General features: G+C 72.0%; 10 protein-coding genes. 4 read left to right on the plus strand and 6 right to left on the minus strand.

Features of this window, described 5'->3' with window-relative positions:
• Positions 1-234 precede the first annotated feature (234 nt).
• Both ACFVUT_RS13735 and trpS read left to right on the plus strand, forming a co-directional pair.
• Entirely contained in the window at positions 235-654 is a 420-nt protein-coding gene (locus tag ACFVUT_RS13735; protein ID WP_389647826.1) for an ATP-binding protein, read from the plus strand.
• Positions 655-913: 259 nt separating this feature from the next.
• Entirely contained in the window at positions 914-2008 is a 1095-nt protein-coding gene (trpS, locus tag ACFVUT_RS13740) for a tryptophan--tRNA ligase (RefSeq protein ID WP_389647829.1), read from the plus strand.
• 206 nt (positions 2009-2214) lie between these two features.
• On the opposite strand, the gene ACFVUT_RS13745 is transcribed toward trpS, so the two are convergent.
• The 4 genes from ACFVUT_RS13745 to ACFVUT_RS13760 form a co-directional block, all read right to left on the minus strand.
• Entirely contained in the window at positions 2215-4209 is a 1995-nt protein-coding gene (locus ACFVUT_RS13745; RefSeq protein ID WP_389647833.1) for an NAD-binding protein, read from the minus strand.
• 38 nt (positions 4210-4247) lie between these two features.
• Entirely contained in the window at positions 4248-9347 is a 5100-nt protein-coding gene (locus ACFVUT_RS13750) for a DNA repair ATPase (protein WP_389647836.1), read from the minus strand.
• A gap of 188 nt (positions 9348-9535) precedes the next feature.
• Positions 9536-11674, minus strand: coding sequence for a flotillin family protein (locus ACFVUT_RS13755; RefSeq protein WP_389647839.1), 2139 nt, complete (start codon positions 11672-11674; stop codon positions 9536-9538).
• A 230-nt stretch (positions 11675-11904) separates the two neighbouring features.
• Positions 11905-12588, minus strand: a complete 684-nt coding sequence (locus ACFVUT_RS13760; protein WP_389647841.1) for a hypothetical protein — start codon at positions 12586-12588, stop codon at positions 11905-11907.
• Positions 12589-12885: 297 nt separating this feature from the next.
• Between ACFVUT_RS13760 and ACFVUT_RS13765 the strand changes: the two genes are divergently transcribed.
• The gene (locus ACFVUT_RS13765) at positions 12886-13956 is read left to right on the plus strand and encodes a PucR family transcriptional regulator (RefSeq protein ID WP_389647844.1); all 1071 of its coding nucleotides are present in this window, start codon (positions 12886-12888) and stop codon (positions 13954-13956) included.
• 108 nt (positions 13957-14064) lie between these two features.
• On the opposite strand, the gene ACFVUT_RS13770 is transcribed toward ACFVUT_RS13765, so the two are convergent.
• Both ACFVUT_RS13770 and ACFVUT_RS13775 read right to left on the minus strand, forming a co-directional pair.
• Positions 14065-14454, minus strand: coding sequence for an SAV_915 family protein (locus ACFVUT_RS13770; protein ID WP_389647847.1), 390 nt, complete (start codon positions 14452-14454; stop codon positions 14065-14067).
• A 303-nt stretch (positions 14455-14757) separates the two neighbouring features.
• Complete coding sequence (locus ACFVUT_RS13775; RefSeq protein WP_389647851.1) at positions 14758-15213, minus strand: tellurite resistance TerB family protein; 456 nt, start codon at positions 15211-15213, stop codon at positions 14758-14760.
• 349 nt (positions 15214-15562) lie between these two features.
• Here ACFVUT_RS13775 and ACFVUT_RS13780 point away from each other — a divergent pair, with 349 nt between their 5' ends.
• Entirely contained in the window at positions 15563-15997 is a 435-nt protein-coding gene (locus tag ACFVUT_RS13780; protein WP_389648570.1) for a BlaI/MecI/CopY family transcriptional regulator, read from the plus strand.
• Positions 15998-15999: the final 2 nt, after the last annotated feature.

Genomic DNA, 15999 nt, shown 5'->3' on the forward strand with positions numbered 1-15999 from the left:
CGACGTACTCAGGCATCAGCCGACTCGGCCCTTAGGGGGTGACACATTCCCCGACGGGCACGTACTTCCCTGCTTCCCGGTACCCGTCAGGCTTCAACCAAGCGCCGGGCAAGCCGCGTTCGGCCGCTGGGAGCGGGCCGAGAACCGGTACCGGCGGGAGCGGCGGCGGGTGTGGTGGCTGGCTCAGCACGGCATCGAGGCGGAACCCAGCATCGTCCTGGGCGTGGTGACGTGGTGAGGGACGGGACGACGGGCGCGACGACGGATCGCACCGTCGTGCTGCGCTGGAGCCGGCATCCGCGGTGCGTCTCGCTGGCCCGGGCGGAATTGCGTACCGCACTCGCGGACTGGGGGCTCTCGGGGCTGGAGGAATCCGCTGTGCTCGTGCTGTCCGAGCTGTTGACCAATGCGGGGCGGCACGCGCGCGTCTCGCCGGGCCGGGAGATCGAGACCCGGTTCCTGCCGGTGGCCGACGGCGTACGGATCGAGGTGCACGACGCGTCCGCCGACGCGCCGCAGATGCGCGATCCGGAACCTGGCGCCTGCGGCGGGCGGGGGCTGGTGCTGGTCGCCGCGCTGGCGGACCGCTGGGGCTACAGGGCGCGGCACGGGCCCGGAAAGGTCGTCTGGGCGGAACTGGCACCCGGTCTGTGAGTCTGGGGAATGGGCCGCCCGATCGGGGAACCGGGTAAATGGGCCGTGACCGGATCGGCGGGGCGCGTTAGCATCGGCCCATGACCTCCGTACCGTGCCGAAACTGGTGGCGCTCCTTCTAGGAGCGGCCGCCTCATCTGCACGGAACCAGGGCCGTTCGATAAGGACGGCCCTTTTTCTCTGCCCTCGTACGGGTACGGATGCCGATCCTGGCGGGCCGTCCTCCACGCAACCAGCACGCGCGAGGAGAGAGAGACCCATGACCATCGCATCTGCCGCCGGATCAGCCCTCACTGCCGCTGCCACCGCCACTGCCACCGCCGCGTCTGCCCGGCGCCGCAGTGCCGAGCTGGAGGAGCAGATCCGGCAGGCTCCGGGCCGGTTCCGGGTGATGACCGGGGACCGGCCCACCGGGCCGTTGCACCTCGGGCACTACTTCGGCACCCTCCACAACCGTGTCCGGCTCCAGGACCTCGGGGTGGACGTCTTCGTGATCATCGCGGACTACCAGGTCCTCACCGACCGGGATCTCGCCGACCGGCTCTCCGTGCACATGGAGGGGATGCTGCTGGACTATCTGGCCATCGGCATCGACCCGGAACGCGCGACGATCTTCAACCACAGTGCCGTGCCCGCACTCAACCAGCTGATGCTGCCCTTCCTCAGCCTCGTCTCCGTCGCCGAGCTGAACCGCAACCCCACCGTCAAGGACGAGATCGCGCACTCCCGGCAGTCCGCCGTCAGCGGGCTGATGTTCACGTATCCCGTGCACCAGGCCGCCGACATCCTGTTCTGCAAGGGCAACCTCGTCCCCGTCGGACAGGACCAGCTGCCGCACCTCGAAGTGACGCGGACCGTCGCCCGCCGCTTCAACGAGCGGTACGGGGCGGTCTTTCCCGAGCCGGACGCGCTGCTCTCCGCCGCACCGCTCCTGCTCGGCACCGACGGCACCAAGATGAGCAAGAGCCGAGGCAACTCCCTCGCGCTCCGTGCCACCGCCGACGAGACGGCACGGCTGATCAAGGGCGCGAAGACGGACGCCGACCGGCACATCAGCTACGAACCGGAGACCCGGCCCGCGGTGTCCTCGCTCGTGCTGCTGGCCGCGCTCTGTCTGGACCGCGACCCGTACGCCGTCGCCGAGGGGATCGGTGACGGGGGCGCCGCCGCGCTCAAACGCACGGTGACCGATGCCGTCAACAGCCGGATGGCGCCGATCCGGGCCCGGCGGGCCGCGTACGCGCGGGACATGGCGTACGTGAGGTCTGTGCTCCGGGCCGGGAACGCGCGGGCGAACGAGATCGCGGAGACCACGTTGGCCGAGGTACGAGGTGTGATGGGAGGCGTGCTGTAGCGACGCGTGGCCAGGTGCCGTGTCCGATCGGGCGCCCGTGGCCGGCTGGTGGCGCCCGGCCGGGCGTTCTGCGGTGAGGCGGTCGCGTCCGGTCAGAAGCCGTGCAGTGAGCCGGCGGCCTCCGGCCAGGCGCCGCGTGCCGCGATGTCCAGGATCAGCGCGGCGATGTTCCAGGCGTCGTCCGCGCCGCTCCCGACGCACCCCGGCTACGACCGCGGTATCACCGTGTGCCGCCTGCGCAGCAGCTCCGCCAGGCCGCGTCGGGTCGCGGCGATCACCACCCGGTCCTGGGGGCGCAGCACGTAGCCCGGGTGCAGGTCCCAGATCAGGCCCGACGGGCTGTCCGGGGTGCCGGGAGTGGCCGTGGTCAGGTCCGGGCGGCGGTCCTCGGGCGGGGTGGCGTCCAGGGCGAGGACCCGCCAGGCACCCGCCCGGAACGCCTGCTCCACCGTGCGGCCCTCCAACTGCGGGTGGCCCGCCACCTCGATCGCCGCGAACAGCATCACCTTCCGCTCGACCGGGATGGCGCCCAGGATCTGCCGCCCCATCATGGCGACGGCGAAGGACGGGGCGGCCAGGTGGGACACGGAACGCGAACGCGTCAGGGCCTGGGGGTGCGCGGTGCGCAGGGTGCGGTAGACGGCGGTCGCGAACTCGTCGTCGAACAGGCGCAGGGCCACGCGCAGGTCCGGCTTGATCGAGCGGGCGTAGAGCGCGGCCTCCAGGTTGGTGGTGTCGATGCTGGTCAGGGCGAGGAGTGCGCGCGAGCGCTGGATCTTCGCCGCTTCCAGCACACCCTCCTGCGTGACGTCGCCGAGGACGACCGGCACATGCAGCCGGCGGGCCACGGGGATGCCGCGGGCGTCCGGGTCGTCCTCCACGCACACCACGGGGATGTCGAGCTCACGCAGCCGGACGAGGACCCGCGTACCGATCTTGCCGAGGCCGAGCAGCACCACATGACCGGACAGGCCCCGGGGCGGGCGGCGCAGCGAGGACACCGTGCGCAGCGAGCCGAACGCCTCCAGAACACCCGCCACGAGCAGGGGCAGCAGCATCAATCCGGCTACACCGGAGAGGAGTTGAATGATCTGACGGGCCGTCGGGTCGCCGATCGCGGGGTCGCCCATCGCGAACAGGTCCAACAGCGTCAGATACGCGGCGTGCAGCGGGTTGTCGCCGGTGGTGAGCGTGGAGGCGACGGCGAGGGCCACGACGGCCAGGCCGACGCCCAGCGCCGACCAGCGCAGCCGCCGGGAGAAGAACTGGCTGAGCGGTGCGCTCCGGCCGCCCATCCGGGGCGGTGGACCGGTCTGGTCCGCCTGGCTGACCGCCTCCAGGACGATCGTGCCACGGCCCGTCGCGGCAGCCACCTGCCGCTCGTCGGGAAGGAGTTGGGGGCCCTCGGCACCACTGCTGTCGGAGCCCTCGGCACCCGCCGGGTCGTGGGTGGTGGAGGAGAGCAGCGCCAGGGTGCACAGGCCGGGGTCGGCGATCCGGCCGTCCTCGGGCGGGGTGCGCTCGGCGGCGCGCAGCAGCAGGCCCTCCGCCTGGATGACCTTGCTGGAGCCGATCACCGCCGTCGCCGCGAGGGCGGGCGCCGCGGTGTCGGCGTCGGAGAGGACGGTGGTGGAGGCGTCCAGCGCGGTCGCGTCGAGCCCGGGCATGGCGACGGCCGCGGCCTGGTCGAGCAGGGTCTCCAGGTGCTGTCCCAGCTTGCGGTTGTAGAGCCGGATGACGAGCCGGACCCGCGGGTTGAGGCGGCGCGCCGTCAGTGCGGCGCGGATGTTGCGCTCGTCGTCGTCGTAGACCAGCGCCAGTGCGGCGGCCGACTCGACCCCGGCGTCCTCGAATGCCTCGTCGGAGGGTTCCGAAGCCTCCAGGATGCGTACCGCCTCGACCCCGGCGTTGGTGTCGTTGTCGGAGCCGGCCCAGGTCCCGCCGCCGTTGCCGAGATTGCGGTTCATCGCGGCCGACATCCGTCCGAACAGCGTTGCTGCCCGGCCGCGTTGGGTCAGGGGCAGCTCCGGGCGGCGTGGGTCGCGTCCCGGTGGGAGCAGCAGCGTGACCCGCTCCCCGTAGACGTACCGCAGCTCCACCGCCAGTCGCTGGGCGAGTGCGTCGTCGCCGCAGATGACCATGTGGCCGCTGAGAGGGGGGCGTTGGGGCTGCTGGGGAAGTGTGGACACGAAACCCAGCATGCCTTGCCCACCTCCGATGTTCGACCGGTTCCGGCCGGTCAGTGATCTTCGTGTGCCGTGGTGCGCGGTGCCGCGTGCCGGGGCGCCGGAGCCGGGCCCGCGAGGAGATGGCGCGGGTCCGCGACGCGGACGATCGCCGACTCGACCGCCGCGATCCGGTCCGCGAGCAGCCCCAGCGCGGCGACGGCCTGGGCGAGGGGATCGCCGTCCGGGCCGCCGAGCGCCTGGTGACGGACGTAGGAAGCGGTGACCGCGGACCAGCGCGCGGACTGTTCGGCGGTGAGCCGCCCGCGCAGTGCGGCGAGCTTCAGCAGATTGGACTCCGCGTCCGCGGTCAGCGTCTGGGCCTCGCCCGCGTAGTGGTCGTCGATGACGGCGAGGAGTTCCGCGTCGTTCATCACCGGCACGATCCGCTCGGCGATCTTGTTCATGTTGCGGTACGAGCCCTGGAGCCGGAACGGCGGCTCGGTGCGCGTCGTATCCGTCTGCGCGGCCGAGGCGATGTACGCGGCGTTCACGGCCAGGACCGTGTCCCGGGCGGTCAGCAGATGGCGCAGGACGGAGACGATCCGGTCCACCTCGGCGGGTGCGTACGGATGGTCCGGCCGGTCCGGGACGGCTGCCGTGTCCCTGCCGGAGGCCAGCCGGACGAACAGCGCGAGATCGTCGCGGGAACGCCCGGCGAGCGGCGCGAGCACCGGGTTGGCGGTCAGCGCGTTCTCGACGAAGCTCAGCGCGAAGACGTCCTCGTGCCCGTTCAGCACCTCACCGAGATTCCACACGTCGGCCCGGTTGGCGAGCATGTCGGGGATCCGGAACCGCGCCCCCGATTCGGTGTACGGATTGCCCGCCATGCACACCGCGAACCGCTTGCCCCGCAGGTCGTAGCTGCGCGGCTCGCCGTCCCGCACACCCTCGACGCGGCGGGTGGCGTCGCACAGCGAAATGAACTTCTGGAGCAGTTCGGGCGAGGTGTGCTGGATGTCGTCGAGGTAGAGGAGCGTGTTGTTGCCCGCCTCCAGAGCGAAGTTGATCTTCTCGATCTCCTGGCGGGCGGTCGCGGAGCGCGCCTGGGCCGGATCGAGGGAGGTCACGTCGTGGCCGAGGTTCGGTCCGCTGATCTTGACGAGGACCAGGCCGAGCCGGTCGGCGACGTACTCCATGAGCGTCGTCTTGCCGTAGCCGGGCGGCGACACGAGCAGGAGCAGGCCCTGCGAGTCGGTGCGCCGGTCGGCGTCGGCGGTGCCGAGCTGCTTGGCGAGACTGTCGCCGATCAGCGGCAGGTACACCTCGTCGAGGAGCCGGTTGCGGACGAACGCCGACATGACGCGCGGCCGGTGGTCGTCCAGCCGCAGCCGGGCGCGCTCTGCGGCCACGAGTGCGCCGCGCCTGCGCTGGTAGGCGCGGAAGCCGGGGACGGAGCGGGACCGGAAGTCGGCCGTCCGGGCGAGGAGTTCGTCGAGGCGCACGGCCAGCCGGCCCCGCTCCACGCGCGGGTGGGTGCCGAGCAGGCCGTCCACGGTCGTGGAGAGCGGCGCGTCGCACTCGTACCGGTCGAGCACCGGCTCCGGGCAGAGCTCCACGGCGACGGCCTCCGCCAGATCGCCCGCGTCGATCTCCGTGCCGCTCGCGGCGGCGTACGAGGTCAGCCAGCCCTCGACCAGCTGGCGCCGGGCCGGCAGGTCGTCGTGGAGGGCGGCGAGATCGTCGTCGTACGCCGAAGAGCCCGTCGTGCGACGGAACTTGTCCAGGAACGTGCGGGCGGCGGCGCTCGTGACGAATCCGGCCGGTCCGCTCGTCAGCTCCTCGAAGAGGTACGCGGCGACGGCGCGCGAGTCATCGGCCCCGGAGCCGGTGATCCCCGGGCCGACGGTCGTGGAACCGGCCGTGTCGGAACCGGCGGCCCCCGAGCCGTGGGCCCCCGGGCCAACCGTCCCGGAGCCGGCGTCCGCGATGTGCGCGGCCGGGGCGCCCTCGCTCCGGATGGCGTCCGCCCACTCCTCCTGGAGGGACGCGACGGCCGGGGCGAGGCCGAACGTCTCGCGGGCGCGGGCCAGGGACACCGCCCGCCGGGTCCAGGAGGTACGCCGGGCCTCGTCCGTCCCGTACGCCCAGAAGAGCTGCGCCGCCGCTCGCACGGCGGGCGGGCAGCGCAGCAGACCGGCCCCGGCGTGCAGGGCCAGCAGGGCGGTGAGGATCGCGGTGGCGTCCTCGTCGTGGACCCCGCGCTGATAGCCCTCGTCGTACGAGGCCGCCGCCGACTCCCGCACGAGACCCGCGAGATCGGCCGCGCTCAGGGCGGCGAGGGCGTCGGCGCCGTGCTCGTCCAGGAGCCGGGCCGCCAGATGCTCGGCGCGGTAGACGCGCGCGGACTCCGAGGGCAGCGTCCGGTCCCAGTACGGGCGGGTCGCCTCGAACTCCGGGTCGCTGACCGGCGCCCGGTAGTCCGTGCCGGTGAGGGCGAACGCGAGCCGGTCCCCGTGCGGGACGAGCGTCAGGTCGAACGGCTGGGTGTTCACGGCGAACCGGTGCCGGCCCAGACGGATCGTCGCACCGCCGTCCGCGTACAGCTCCCCGCGGTCGCGCAGGGCCCGCCCGGCCTCCTGGCGGGCGGCCAGGAGCCGCCCGTCCAGCTCCTGGGCGTGCACGGGATCGCCGAGTTCCCGCAGCTCGTCCGCAGTGCGGCGGACCTTGGCGACCATCGGGTCGGAGGCGAAGTACGTGTGGACGGCGTCCAGGTCGGGCAGGGCGGCCAGGCGCCGGGAGACCGTTTCGAGGACCCGGCCCGCCGAATCCGCCAGCCGTTCCGCACGCCGGGCCCGGGCGTCCTGCAACGTCTGCTTACGGGCCGAGAACGCCTCGTACACCTCCGTGCGCCGCTCGGCCAGCTCGGCGAGGAAGTCGTCGAACTCGGCGAACCGCGACTCCAGGTTCTCCAACTGAAGGAGCAGCCGCGTCAGTTGTTCGTCACAGGTGTCCGGGGTGTCCGCCGCGGCCAGCGCCCCCGTGACGGCCTGCCCGAGCAGGGCGAACTCGGCGGCGAACTCGGCACGCCCCTCGTGGTCGAGGAGTTCACGCCGCCGCGCGTCGAGAGCGGCGCGGGTCCGGTTGACCCCGCCCAGTACCTCGGCGATCCGCTCCAGGATCGACGTACGGACCGTCGCGTCACCGATGTCGAGCCCGGCGACGACCTCCGTGACGGTGCCGAGACCGTCCGCCATCTCCGTCAGCCGGTCGCCGAGCGCCGAGGCGTCCACGACCGTGGTGAGCGCGGACACCTCGGCGGCCAGGCGCGCGATGTCCTCGTGGTAGTCGGCGAACGCGTCCTCCCGGCCGAGGAACGCGACAGCGCGCCGGCCGGCCGAGGCGAGGGCGTCGGCCGTGGCGGCGGTCAGTTCGGCGATCCGCTCCGGGTCCGCGTACCGCAGGTCGGCGAGCGTCGCGACATGGCCGTGCGCCCCGCGGAGTTCGGTCAGCCGGCCGACCCACTCGGCGGCCGAGTGCAGGGCCTCGCCGCGGATGCGGCGGACGAGCGTGGTGATCCGCTCGGCGGTCTCGTCGAGAGCGTCGGCGGCCTGCCGGGTCAGCTCCCGCACCGTCTCGAACTCGGTGAGGACCTGCCGCGCGGTGTCCCGCAGCTCGGCCAACGGAGCGGACAGCGAGCCGAGTTCCGGGTCGGACAGCCAGTGGTAGCGGTCGGTGGCGCGGGTGCAGTCCGCGACCAGCTGTGCGTAGACGGCGGCGGTCGGTGTCGTCTCGGCGGCGCTGTGCGCGAGCGCCAGGCAGTCCGAGATGCCGCGCACCAGGTCGGCGTTGCCGACCCGGGCGAGCGGACCGGTCCCGGCGGGGCGGGAGGCGGCGTAGGTGTCCGAGACGAACGGGGTCTGCCAGCGCTGCAACGGGTGGACCCGGGCCGGTTCGTCCCCGGTGGCGGACCCCCGCAGGAGGACGAGCGTGCCGTCGTCGAGCAGGGCGTGGCCGCGGCCCTGCAGCGGAGTGGCGACCTCCTGCCGGATCAGGTTGTAGGGCAGGAGCAGGCTGCGGCCGTCGTCGGGCGAGCGGAAGACGTAGAGGACGTCCTCACCGTTCGGGGAGCGGACGGCGCCCTCGAAGACCGGCTCGGTGAGCGGTTCGGCGATGTCGAAGGTCTTGGCGGCGCCGGTGGTGAGGTAGTAGCCGCCGGGGAAGATGATCCCCTGGTCCTCCGGGAGCCGGTGGCAGGCGGGCCCGATGAGGTCCAGGCGCAGCACCGTGCCGAGCAGCGTGTTGAAGACCAGGTACCGCCAGGACTCCTCGTTGTACGGGCGGACGCGGAGCAGGACCAGCGGGCCGGACACGGCGTACTCGACATCCGCGTCGGCGAGGGACTGAAGAGGTTCGGTGACCGGCTCCTCGTAGATCCCGTCAGGGGTGTCGGTGTCGTTGACCGCCTTGACGGTGAGGGTGCCGCCGAGCGTGTCGACGAAGAGGACGGCGCCCGTGCCCTCCCCGTCGCCGCCCACGGCGATGTGCGGGTGCCGGCCGGGGACATGGGACGCGCGGCCCGCGACGGTCCAGGTGAAGTCGTGCGACGGCGGGAAGGCGTGGTCGCGGTCGCCGCGCGCGTCGAGGAACGCCCCGGGCGAGCCGTCGGGGGCGAGCGCCCACCGCAGGACGCGGATGCCGTCGGCGTTTTCGCCGGTACGGAAGACGGCGAGCAGGCGGCCGTCCACGCGCCGCAGCCTGAGGAGGCGGGCGTCGCGGTAGTAGCGGTGCAGGGCGGCGAATTCGCGGACGAAGTCCTCGTCGGCGAGCAGGCCCCGCTGGTCCGGTTCCGCCAACTCGGGGCCGTACCGGGCGAGAACGTCGCCGATCTCGGCGGGCTCCGGCGCTCCCGGGCCCCGTTCGAACCCGAACAGCAGCCGGCCGCCGACGGCCACCAGGTCGCGGGGTACGGATGCCTGACGGGTACGGATCTGCTCGGTGCCGGTGAGCCGGAGCTCGGTCGACCCGAACTCCTCGGTGCGGCGCGTGTTGAGGGCCTCGGCGCGGCGTACGAGGTCGGCCGCCCGGTCGGTCAGCCGACGGCGCAGCACGTCGTACGTCCCCGCGTCCACGGGGCCGCCGGCGGCCGGAGCGGTCGTGGTGTCGGTTTCCATACGTACGGCTCTTTCTACGAGGTGTGTGGGGTACGGGTGCGTCCCGGTGCCGGTCCCGGTGCCGGTGTCCGCGCGGCCGCCGGCCGCGCCGGGTCACTCGGCCGCCGGACGGGCCCGAACTGCTCCGGTCCGTCCGGTGGCTGGTGGCCGGCGGCTGGTGGCCGGTGGCCGGGGGGCCGGTGGCCGCTCTATGCGACCGGCGACCCGTTCTGCGAGGCGGGCACGTCGGAAACATCCGCACCGGTCACGGCCGGCGTACCCGTCAGCGCGGACACCGGTGCGTCCGCCAGGCCCAGCTCCCGGGCCGCGGACAGCAGTTGCTGCACCTGCTCCGGCGCCACACCCGCTCCCGGCGTCCGCATCATCCGCATCAGCAGCGCCGACACCGTCAGGTTCTGGACGTCCCCCGTCGACACCGACGACAGCACCCGGGTCAGGTCGTTCGTGAACGACGAGGTGCCGTTCAGCCACGGCCCTGCCAGTGCCTTCGCCGTGTCCGAGTTCTCGACGAACCCGTCGAAGCTCTTGCCCATGGAGATGGACGAGACGAGCCGGTCGAAGAAGACCGACTCCCCGCCGACGATGTCGATGTCGGCGTTCTCCAGCCCCGTGGCCAGCACCGTCGCCTGCGCCTCGGCGACCTGCCGCTGCACATCGAGCCCGGCCAGCCGGATCTCCTTCTCCGCGGCGAGCCGCAGCCGGTACTCCTCGTGCCCGCGCGAGGCGTCGTCCAGCGCCGCCATCGCGGCCGCCTTCTCGGTGAGCCCCGCCGCCTCGGCCTTCAGCTTCTCGCCGATCATCGCCGCGTCGGCCGTCGCCTGGGCCTGCGTGCCCTCCGCCGCCGCGAGCGCCTTGAGCCTGGACCCTTCCGCCTCGGCCCTGAGCCGGGCGGATGCCGCCTCGGCCTCGGCGAGACCGGTCTTCTCGATGACGTCGGCCTCGGCGTCGCGCACCTGGACCTCGGCGAGTCCGGGCGCCGCGGACTCCGCCTGGATTCCCTCGGCCAGCCGCAGCTTCGCCCGGGCCTCCAGATCGGCGGTCTTCAGCCGGGCCTCGGCGAGCGTCAGCTGCTCCGCGGCCACGTGGGTGGCCGCCGCCTCCGCGGCCTCCGCCGCCTTGATGTCCTTGACCAGCTTCTCCTGGGCCTCCGCCTCGGCGGCGATGATGACCGACCTGCGGGTGCGCTCCGACTCCTCGACGGCGCGCAGCGTCTTGATGGACTCCTCCTGCTCGGCGACCGTGCGGTCCACGGCGATCCGCTCCCGGATCACGTCCGCGACCTCGCGGCGCTCGGCCTCGACCTCCTTCGTCGCGGCGATCCGGTCGAGCTCGGTCTGCCGTTCCCGGCCGATGACCTCGATCAGCCGGTCCTTCTCGATGCGCTCGTTCTCCACGGCGATGACGCGCTCACGGTTCTTCTGCGCGACGGCGATCTCCCGGGCCTGGTTCTCGCGCTGGATGCCGAGCTGCTCCTCGGTGCGGATGAACGCGGCCTGCGAGCCGAGCCGTTCCTCCTCCTGGACCTTGGCCGTGGCGGCCTCCTCACGGGCCCGCAGCGTCTCCACCTCGCGGCGCTGCTTGATCTCGGCCTCGGCCTGCCGGCGCTCCAGCTCCAGGATGGTCTCGCGGGCGTCGACGTTCTGCCGGGTGATCTCCTTCTGCTCGGTGCGCTGGAACTCGTTGGTGCGCACGTGCTCGATCGCGGTCAGTTCGGTGATCTTGCGGATGCCCTGCGCGTCGAGGATGTTGGCGCCGTCGAGCTGCGTCAGGGGCGTCTGCTCAAGGAAGTCGATCGCCGCGTCGTCGAGGTGGTAGCCGTTCAGGTCGGTCCCGATGACCCGGATGATCCGGTCCCGGAACTCCTCGCGCTTGGTGTACAGGTCGACGAAGTCCAGCTGCTTGCCGACGGTCTTGAGCGCCTCGGCGAACTTCGAGGAGAAGAATTCCTGGATCGCCACCTTGTCGCTGGCCCGCTCCGTACCGATGGACTGGGCGACCTTGATGACGTCCTCGACGGTCTTGTTGACGCGTACGAAGAAGTTGATGTGGATGTCGGCGCGGATGTTGTCCTGGCAGATGAGGCCCTCACGGCCGGTGCGGCGGATCTCGATGGTCTTCACCGAGATGTCCATGTACTCGGCCTTGTGCAGCACCGGCAGGACGACGGCACCGGTGAAGGTGACATCGACCTTCTTGGTCTTGGAAATGATCAGAGCCTTGCCCTGTTCCACCTTGCGGAAGAGCCGGCTGATGACGAGAAGCAGAGCGATGGCGATGAGCAGGACAACGGCTACGAGCACCGCGAAGCCCAGGGTGATGGCATCCATGACATTCCTTGGCGGCTGGTGTGAAAGGTGAAGAGGACCGAGGTTCGGCCCGGACGGTCCGGGCGGTTCGGGCGGTTCGGCGACATGCGGCCGCGGCGCGGCAGCATCGGCGGAACGGAGAACGCGGAACGGAGAACGCGGAACGGAGTGCGCGGGTCAGAACGCGCGGGACGGGAGGCTCGGCGCGGAAGCGGACGGGACGCGGGTACGGACGGGCAGGGCAGGGGCGGTCAGCCCGAGCGACGCCTGTCCCGGCGCGTACCTGAGCGGGTACCGGGCCGCAGGCTCGTGTCCGGCTCCGGCGGTCCCGGGTCCAGCGCCCTGTCGTACGGCGAGACCCAGAAGAACTCGCCCTCGTCCTCGTACGCGTACAGAAGTCCCGTACTGCCCGAGGTGAGTACCGCGGCGTCCGCCGGACCGAGCAGCCTGACCTGGACGATCGCGGTGGAACCGTCGGCCGCCGCGACCTCGGCCTGACCGAAGTCGGAGCTGACGGAACCGGTACGGATCGTGCAGACCCGGCCGAGGAAGTCCTGCCGCGATGGAGGGGGCTGGTCCGCGAAACGACGGCGCACCCAGCGAGCCGACAGCCGCATCACGGCCCAGGCGATCAGCAGCGCCCCGGCGAACACCGCGACGGCGAGCCCCGCCCGGACCAAGCCGGTGACTCCGCTGCGGTGCAGCAGGACCGTACCGGTCAGGCTGGTGAACCAGCCGACGACGACCATCACGGACACCGAGACGGTCACCGGCACTCCGCCGATCCCGGCCGTACCGGTGTCGAGGTCCCCGTCGAAGGAATGGTGGTCGGCCGCACCGGCCAGCACCAGGAGCCAGAAGAACACGACGACGACGAGCGCGGCACCGAACAGGACGGCCGGAAAGGCAGTTGCCGCGTTCAGGAACTCCTGCATCGGTCCACCCCCTGTCCTGTGCGGGCGGTGCGGGGTGCGGGGCGGTCCGGTGGTGACCCCGGCGCTGCGGTTCCGCGATGGGCGGCGCCGCAGCAGCCGGGTCTTCCCCCGTATCCCCCTGTTTTCCCCGTATCCCCCGTATCCCCCGTTCGTGCTGATCGGATCGTGTCACGCCGGGTCCGCACGTCGCACTGCCGGAGTCCGGCAATGTTCACCGGTTCGCGGTGCCGGGCACCGGCACCGGCCGCCATGCGTTGAGCGAGTGTCAGTGTCGCGTGGGGGACTTGAGGAGTGCGTGTGCCGGAGCCGGAGATTCCCGAGGAGTATCTGGAGGGCTACGCCCACGTTTTGGATGAGGTGGCCTCCACCGGGCGCCGGTTGAATCGGGATGAACTGGACACTCGTCGGCGCTTGGGCCGGGAGGCCGCCGAGGCCGGATTCCAACTGCGGGCCCTGGTCGGCCTCCATCTCGCGGCGACCCGCGCCTCCTGGCCGAAGGGCGCGTCCGCCAGTGCCGCCACCGCGGACTCCGTGCTGGCCGCGGTCGAGCAGGCCGTCGACGCCTTCGCCGAGGGCTTTGAGCGGGCCCAGCGGCTGACCGTCCGGCGCGAGGAGGCGGCGCGCCGCGAGTTCATCGACGATCTGCTGTACGGGCGCAGCGATCTGGGCCGGCTCGCCGAGCGGGCCACCCGGTTCGGGCTGCGGCTCTCGCGCGCCCACGCGGTCGCGGTGGCGGCCGGCCCCGAGGCGTACACGGAGACGGACTCCGTGCCGCGCACGGTCGAGTCGGCGCTGCTCACGCGCTTCAGCGGCCGGAAGATCCTGATCACGACGAAGGACGGGCGGCTGGTCTGCATAGCCCCCGGCAGCCAGCCCGACGTCCTGCGCTATTTCGCCAAGCAGTCGCATGCCGCGACGGAGGGCGGACAGGTGGCGATCGGTCGCGCGCACCGCGGCCCCGGCGGCGTGGTCCACTCGTACGACGAGGCGCTCGACGCACTCGATCTCGCCGAGCGGATGGATCTGGACGATCCGGTGCTGTACGCCGCCGACCTGCTCGTCTACCCGGTGCTGACCCGGGACCGGCAGGCGATGGCCGACCTGGTACGCAGTCAGCTGAGCCCGTTGAAGAAGGCGCGCGGCGGCGCCGAACCTCTCCTGGAGACGCTCACCGTCTACTTCGACGCGGGTTGCGTGGCCGCCGAGACGGCCCGGCGCCTCTCGCTGAGCGTGCGGGCGCTGACGTACCGGCTGGAGCGGATCCATCAGCTGACCGGGTCCGATCCGTCCGACCCGATGAACCGTTACACCCTGCAGACGGCGGTCATCGGCGCCCGGCTGCTCGACTGGCCGGCCAAGGAAGTGTGACCCGGCGCCGCACCGATGGCCCGCCTGTGTGGGAACCCCGGTTCTCGCGCGGTGCGGTGAGCGCGCGACGGGTGACGAGGGGGGATCCCTGGCCGGCGCACGGTGTCGTCAACGCCCGCACCGGGTGACGGAGGCGGGCCCGGACCTCGGGTACGGGCTGCGTCGACGCGCCCCGGCCGCAAGGGTGCCGGACCGTCCGGGCGGCTGGGCGGTCAGCTGGGGGTCGACGGTGAGGACGGCCACACCGAGCGGTGTGCCGAGTGCGCGCAGGGCGGATTCGGAGAGCCTGATCCAGGGCTGGCCGTCGCCCAGGGTGGCGGCGAGCCGGTGCGCGGAGGTGAAGCCGACAGCGGTGCGGTCGCCCAGCGGAGTACGGAAGAACTGTGCCGTCCAACCGGTGGGAGAACCGGCTGGTCCCGGCCGGACGGGAACGAAGAGCGGTCCGGCCGGGCCGGGTTCAAGAGGTTCGGGGTCGTCCGTTCCGCTGTGGTCGGACATGGGGTGCCTCCTCGACAGGCCCGGGTGTGAGTGCTGCACGGCTCACGTTATGCCCGCGGTGAAGGCGGCCGGTACGGCCCTGACGCGTATGTGGCGCGAAACCCCGCCCCCATGACGCGGCGTTGACGCGTCCTGCGGGGGCGGGGTCTCGAAGAGGGGTGGCCGGGGGCGCGCATCGGGGGAGTAGCGCACCCCCGGCCTGCCGGACACGGGCCGGTGGTCAGTCGGCCCGCGGTTGTTCCGGCAGTACAGGGGGTGAGGCAACGGACCGGGCCTGGCCGGGTCGTCGGTCAGGGAATGCCTTTAGAGGTCGAACTCGTGCGGCGGAAGGTCGAGCGCGAAGCACGCCTCCCTCACGACCGCCTGCTCCGACTTGTCGAAGTCGCCATCGGCACCACCGATGACGATGCCGATCTGGATGACGGCACGCGCCTCGGCAGGCTTCTTCTTCGCCTTGCCGATCTCCTGGAGCACGCTGACCTTGCCGAAGGCGAAGTCGGCGGTCAGCTTGTTGACGTAGTCGTTGAAACGGCGCTGCAGGTCGTCCGCGGGGAAGTTCTGCAGAACGTCGTTGGTCGCGATCAGCGAGGCGACACGCTGGCGCTCGGACGGATCGATGGAACCGTCGGCGGCGGCGACCAGGGCACACATGGCCATGCTCGCGTCACGGAACGCGCCGCTCTTCAGGTCGTTCTTCTTCGCTTCCAGCTGCGACTGCATCGACGAAGCGGATTCCTTGATCCGATCCCACAGTGCCATGACGTCTCCATACGTTGCGTTGTGTTGCCGGAATGGATTCCAACTCTACAGACGTGTAGAAGTTAGCAGGGCGGGCGCCCGCTGTGTCCCGGATGCTTCAGTAAGTAGGATGCTGCGACGCCGCTGTTGGCGCGGTTTCGCAGAAGGGCGGACCCAGATGGACTCGGCCGGCCCCGACCACCACCACCCGGACAACGAGCCGCCCCACGAGGAAGTGCCCGACGCCGCGCGTCCCGAACCCTCGCGTTCCGAATCCCCGCGTTCCGAATCCCCGCGTTCCGAATCCCCGCGTTCCGAATCCCTGTGCTCCAAAGTCTTGCGCTCCGGCACCGCCGCGCCCTCCGAAGGCTTGCGCTCCGGCACCGCCGCGTCCCCCGGACCTCAGCGGCTGCGCAGGCGTGGGCAGGGCGAACTGGAGGCCCAGGTCCTCGCCGTACTGCAGTCGGCCGGCGGCCCCGCGACGGCCGGCTGGGTGCAGGAACACCTCGACGGCGACCTCGCGTACACCACCGTCATCACGATCCTCTCCCGGCTCTACGCCAAGAACGCGGTGACCAGATCCCGCGAGGGCCGCTCCTACACCTGGACGTCCGCTTCCGACGAGGCCGGTCTCGCGGCCCTGCGGATGCGCCGCGTGCTGGACGGCGAACGGGACCGGGGTGCCGTGCTCGCCCACTTCATCTCGGCCCTCTCCCCGGGTGACGAGGAGCGGCTGCGCGCGCTCCTGGCCCGCGTGGCAGCGCCGGAGGATCCGGCCAACCCTCTTGATGCGGAAGGCCGATAGCG

Source organism: Streptomyces sp. NPDC058051 (assembly GCF_042885475.1).
Lineage (GTDB): Bacteria > Actinomycetota > Actinomycetes > Streptomycetales > Streptomycetaceae > Streptomyces.

Coding starts and splice junctions, on each gene's coding strand:
- trpS (WP_389647829.1), top strand. CDS start 914: ATGACCATCGCATCTGCCGCCGGATCAGCCCTCACTGCCGCTGCCACC.
- ACFVUT_RS13745 (WP_389647833.1), bottom strand. CDS start 4,209: ATGCTGGGTTTCGTGTCCACACTTCCCCAGCAGCCCCAACGCCCCCCT.
- ACFVUT_RS13750 (WP_389647836.1), bottom strand. CDS start 9,347: ATGGAAACCGACACCACGACCGCTCCGGCCGCCGGCGGCCCCGTGGAC.
- ACFVUT_RS13755 (WP_389647839.1), bottom strand. CDS start 11,674: ATGGATGCCATCACCCTGGGCTTCGCGGTGCTCGTAGCCGTTGTCCTG.
- ACFVUT_RS13760 (WP_389647841.1), bottom strand. CDS start 12,588: ATGCAGGAGTTCCTGAACGCGGCAACTGCCTTTCCGGCCGTCCTGTTC.
- ACFVUT_RS13770 (WP_389647847.1), bottom strand. CDS start 14,454: ATGTCCGACCACAGCGGAACGGACGACCCCGAACCTCTTGAACCCGGC.
- ACFVUT_RS13775 (WP_389647851.1), bottom strand. CDS start 15,213: ATGGCACTGTGGGATCGGATCAAGGAATCCGCTTCGTCGATGCAGTCG.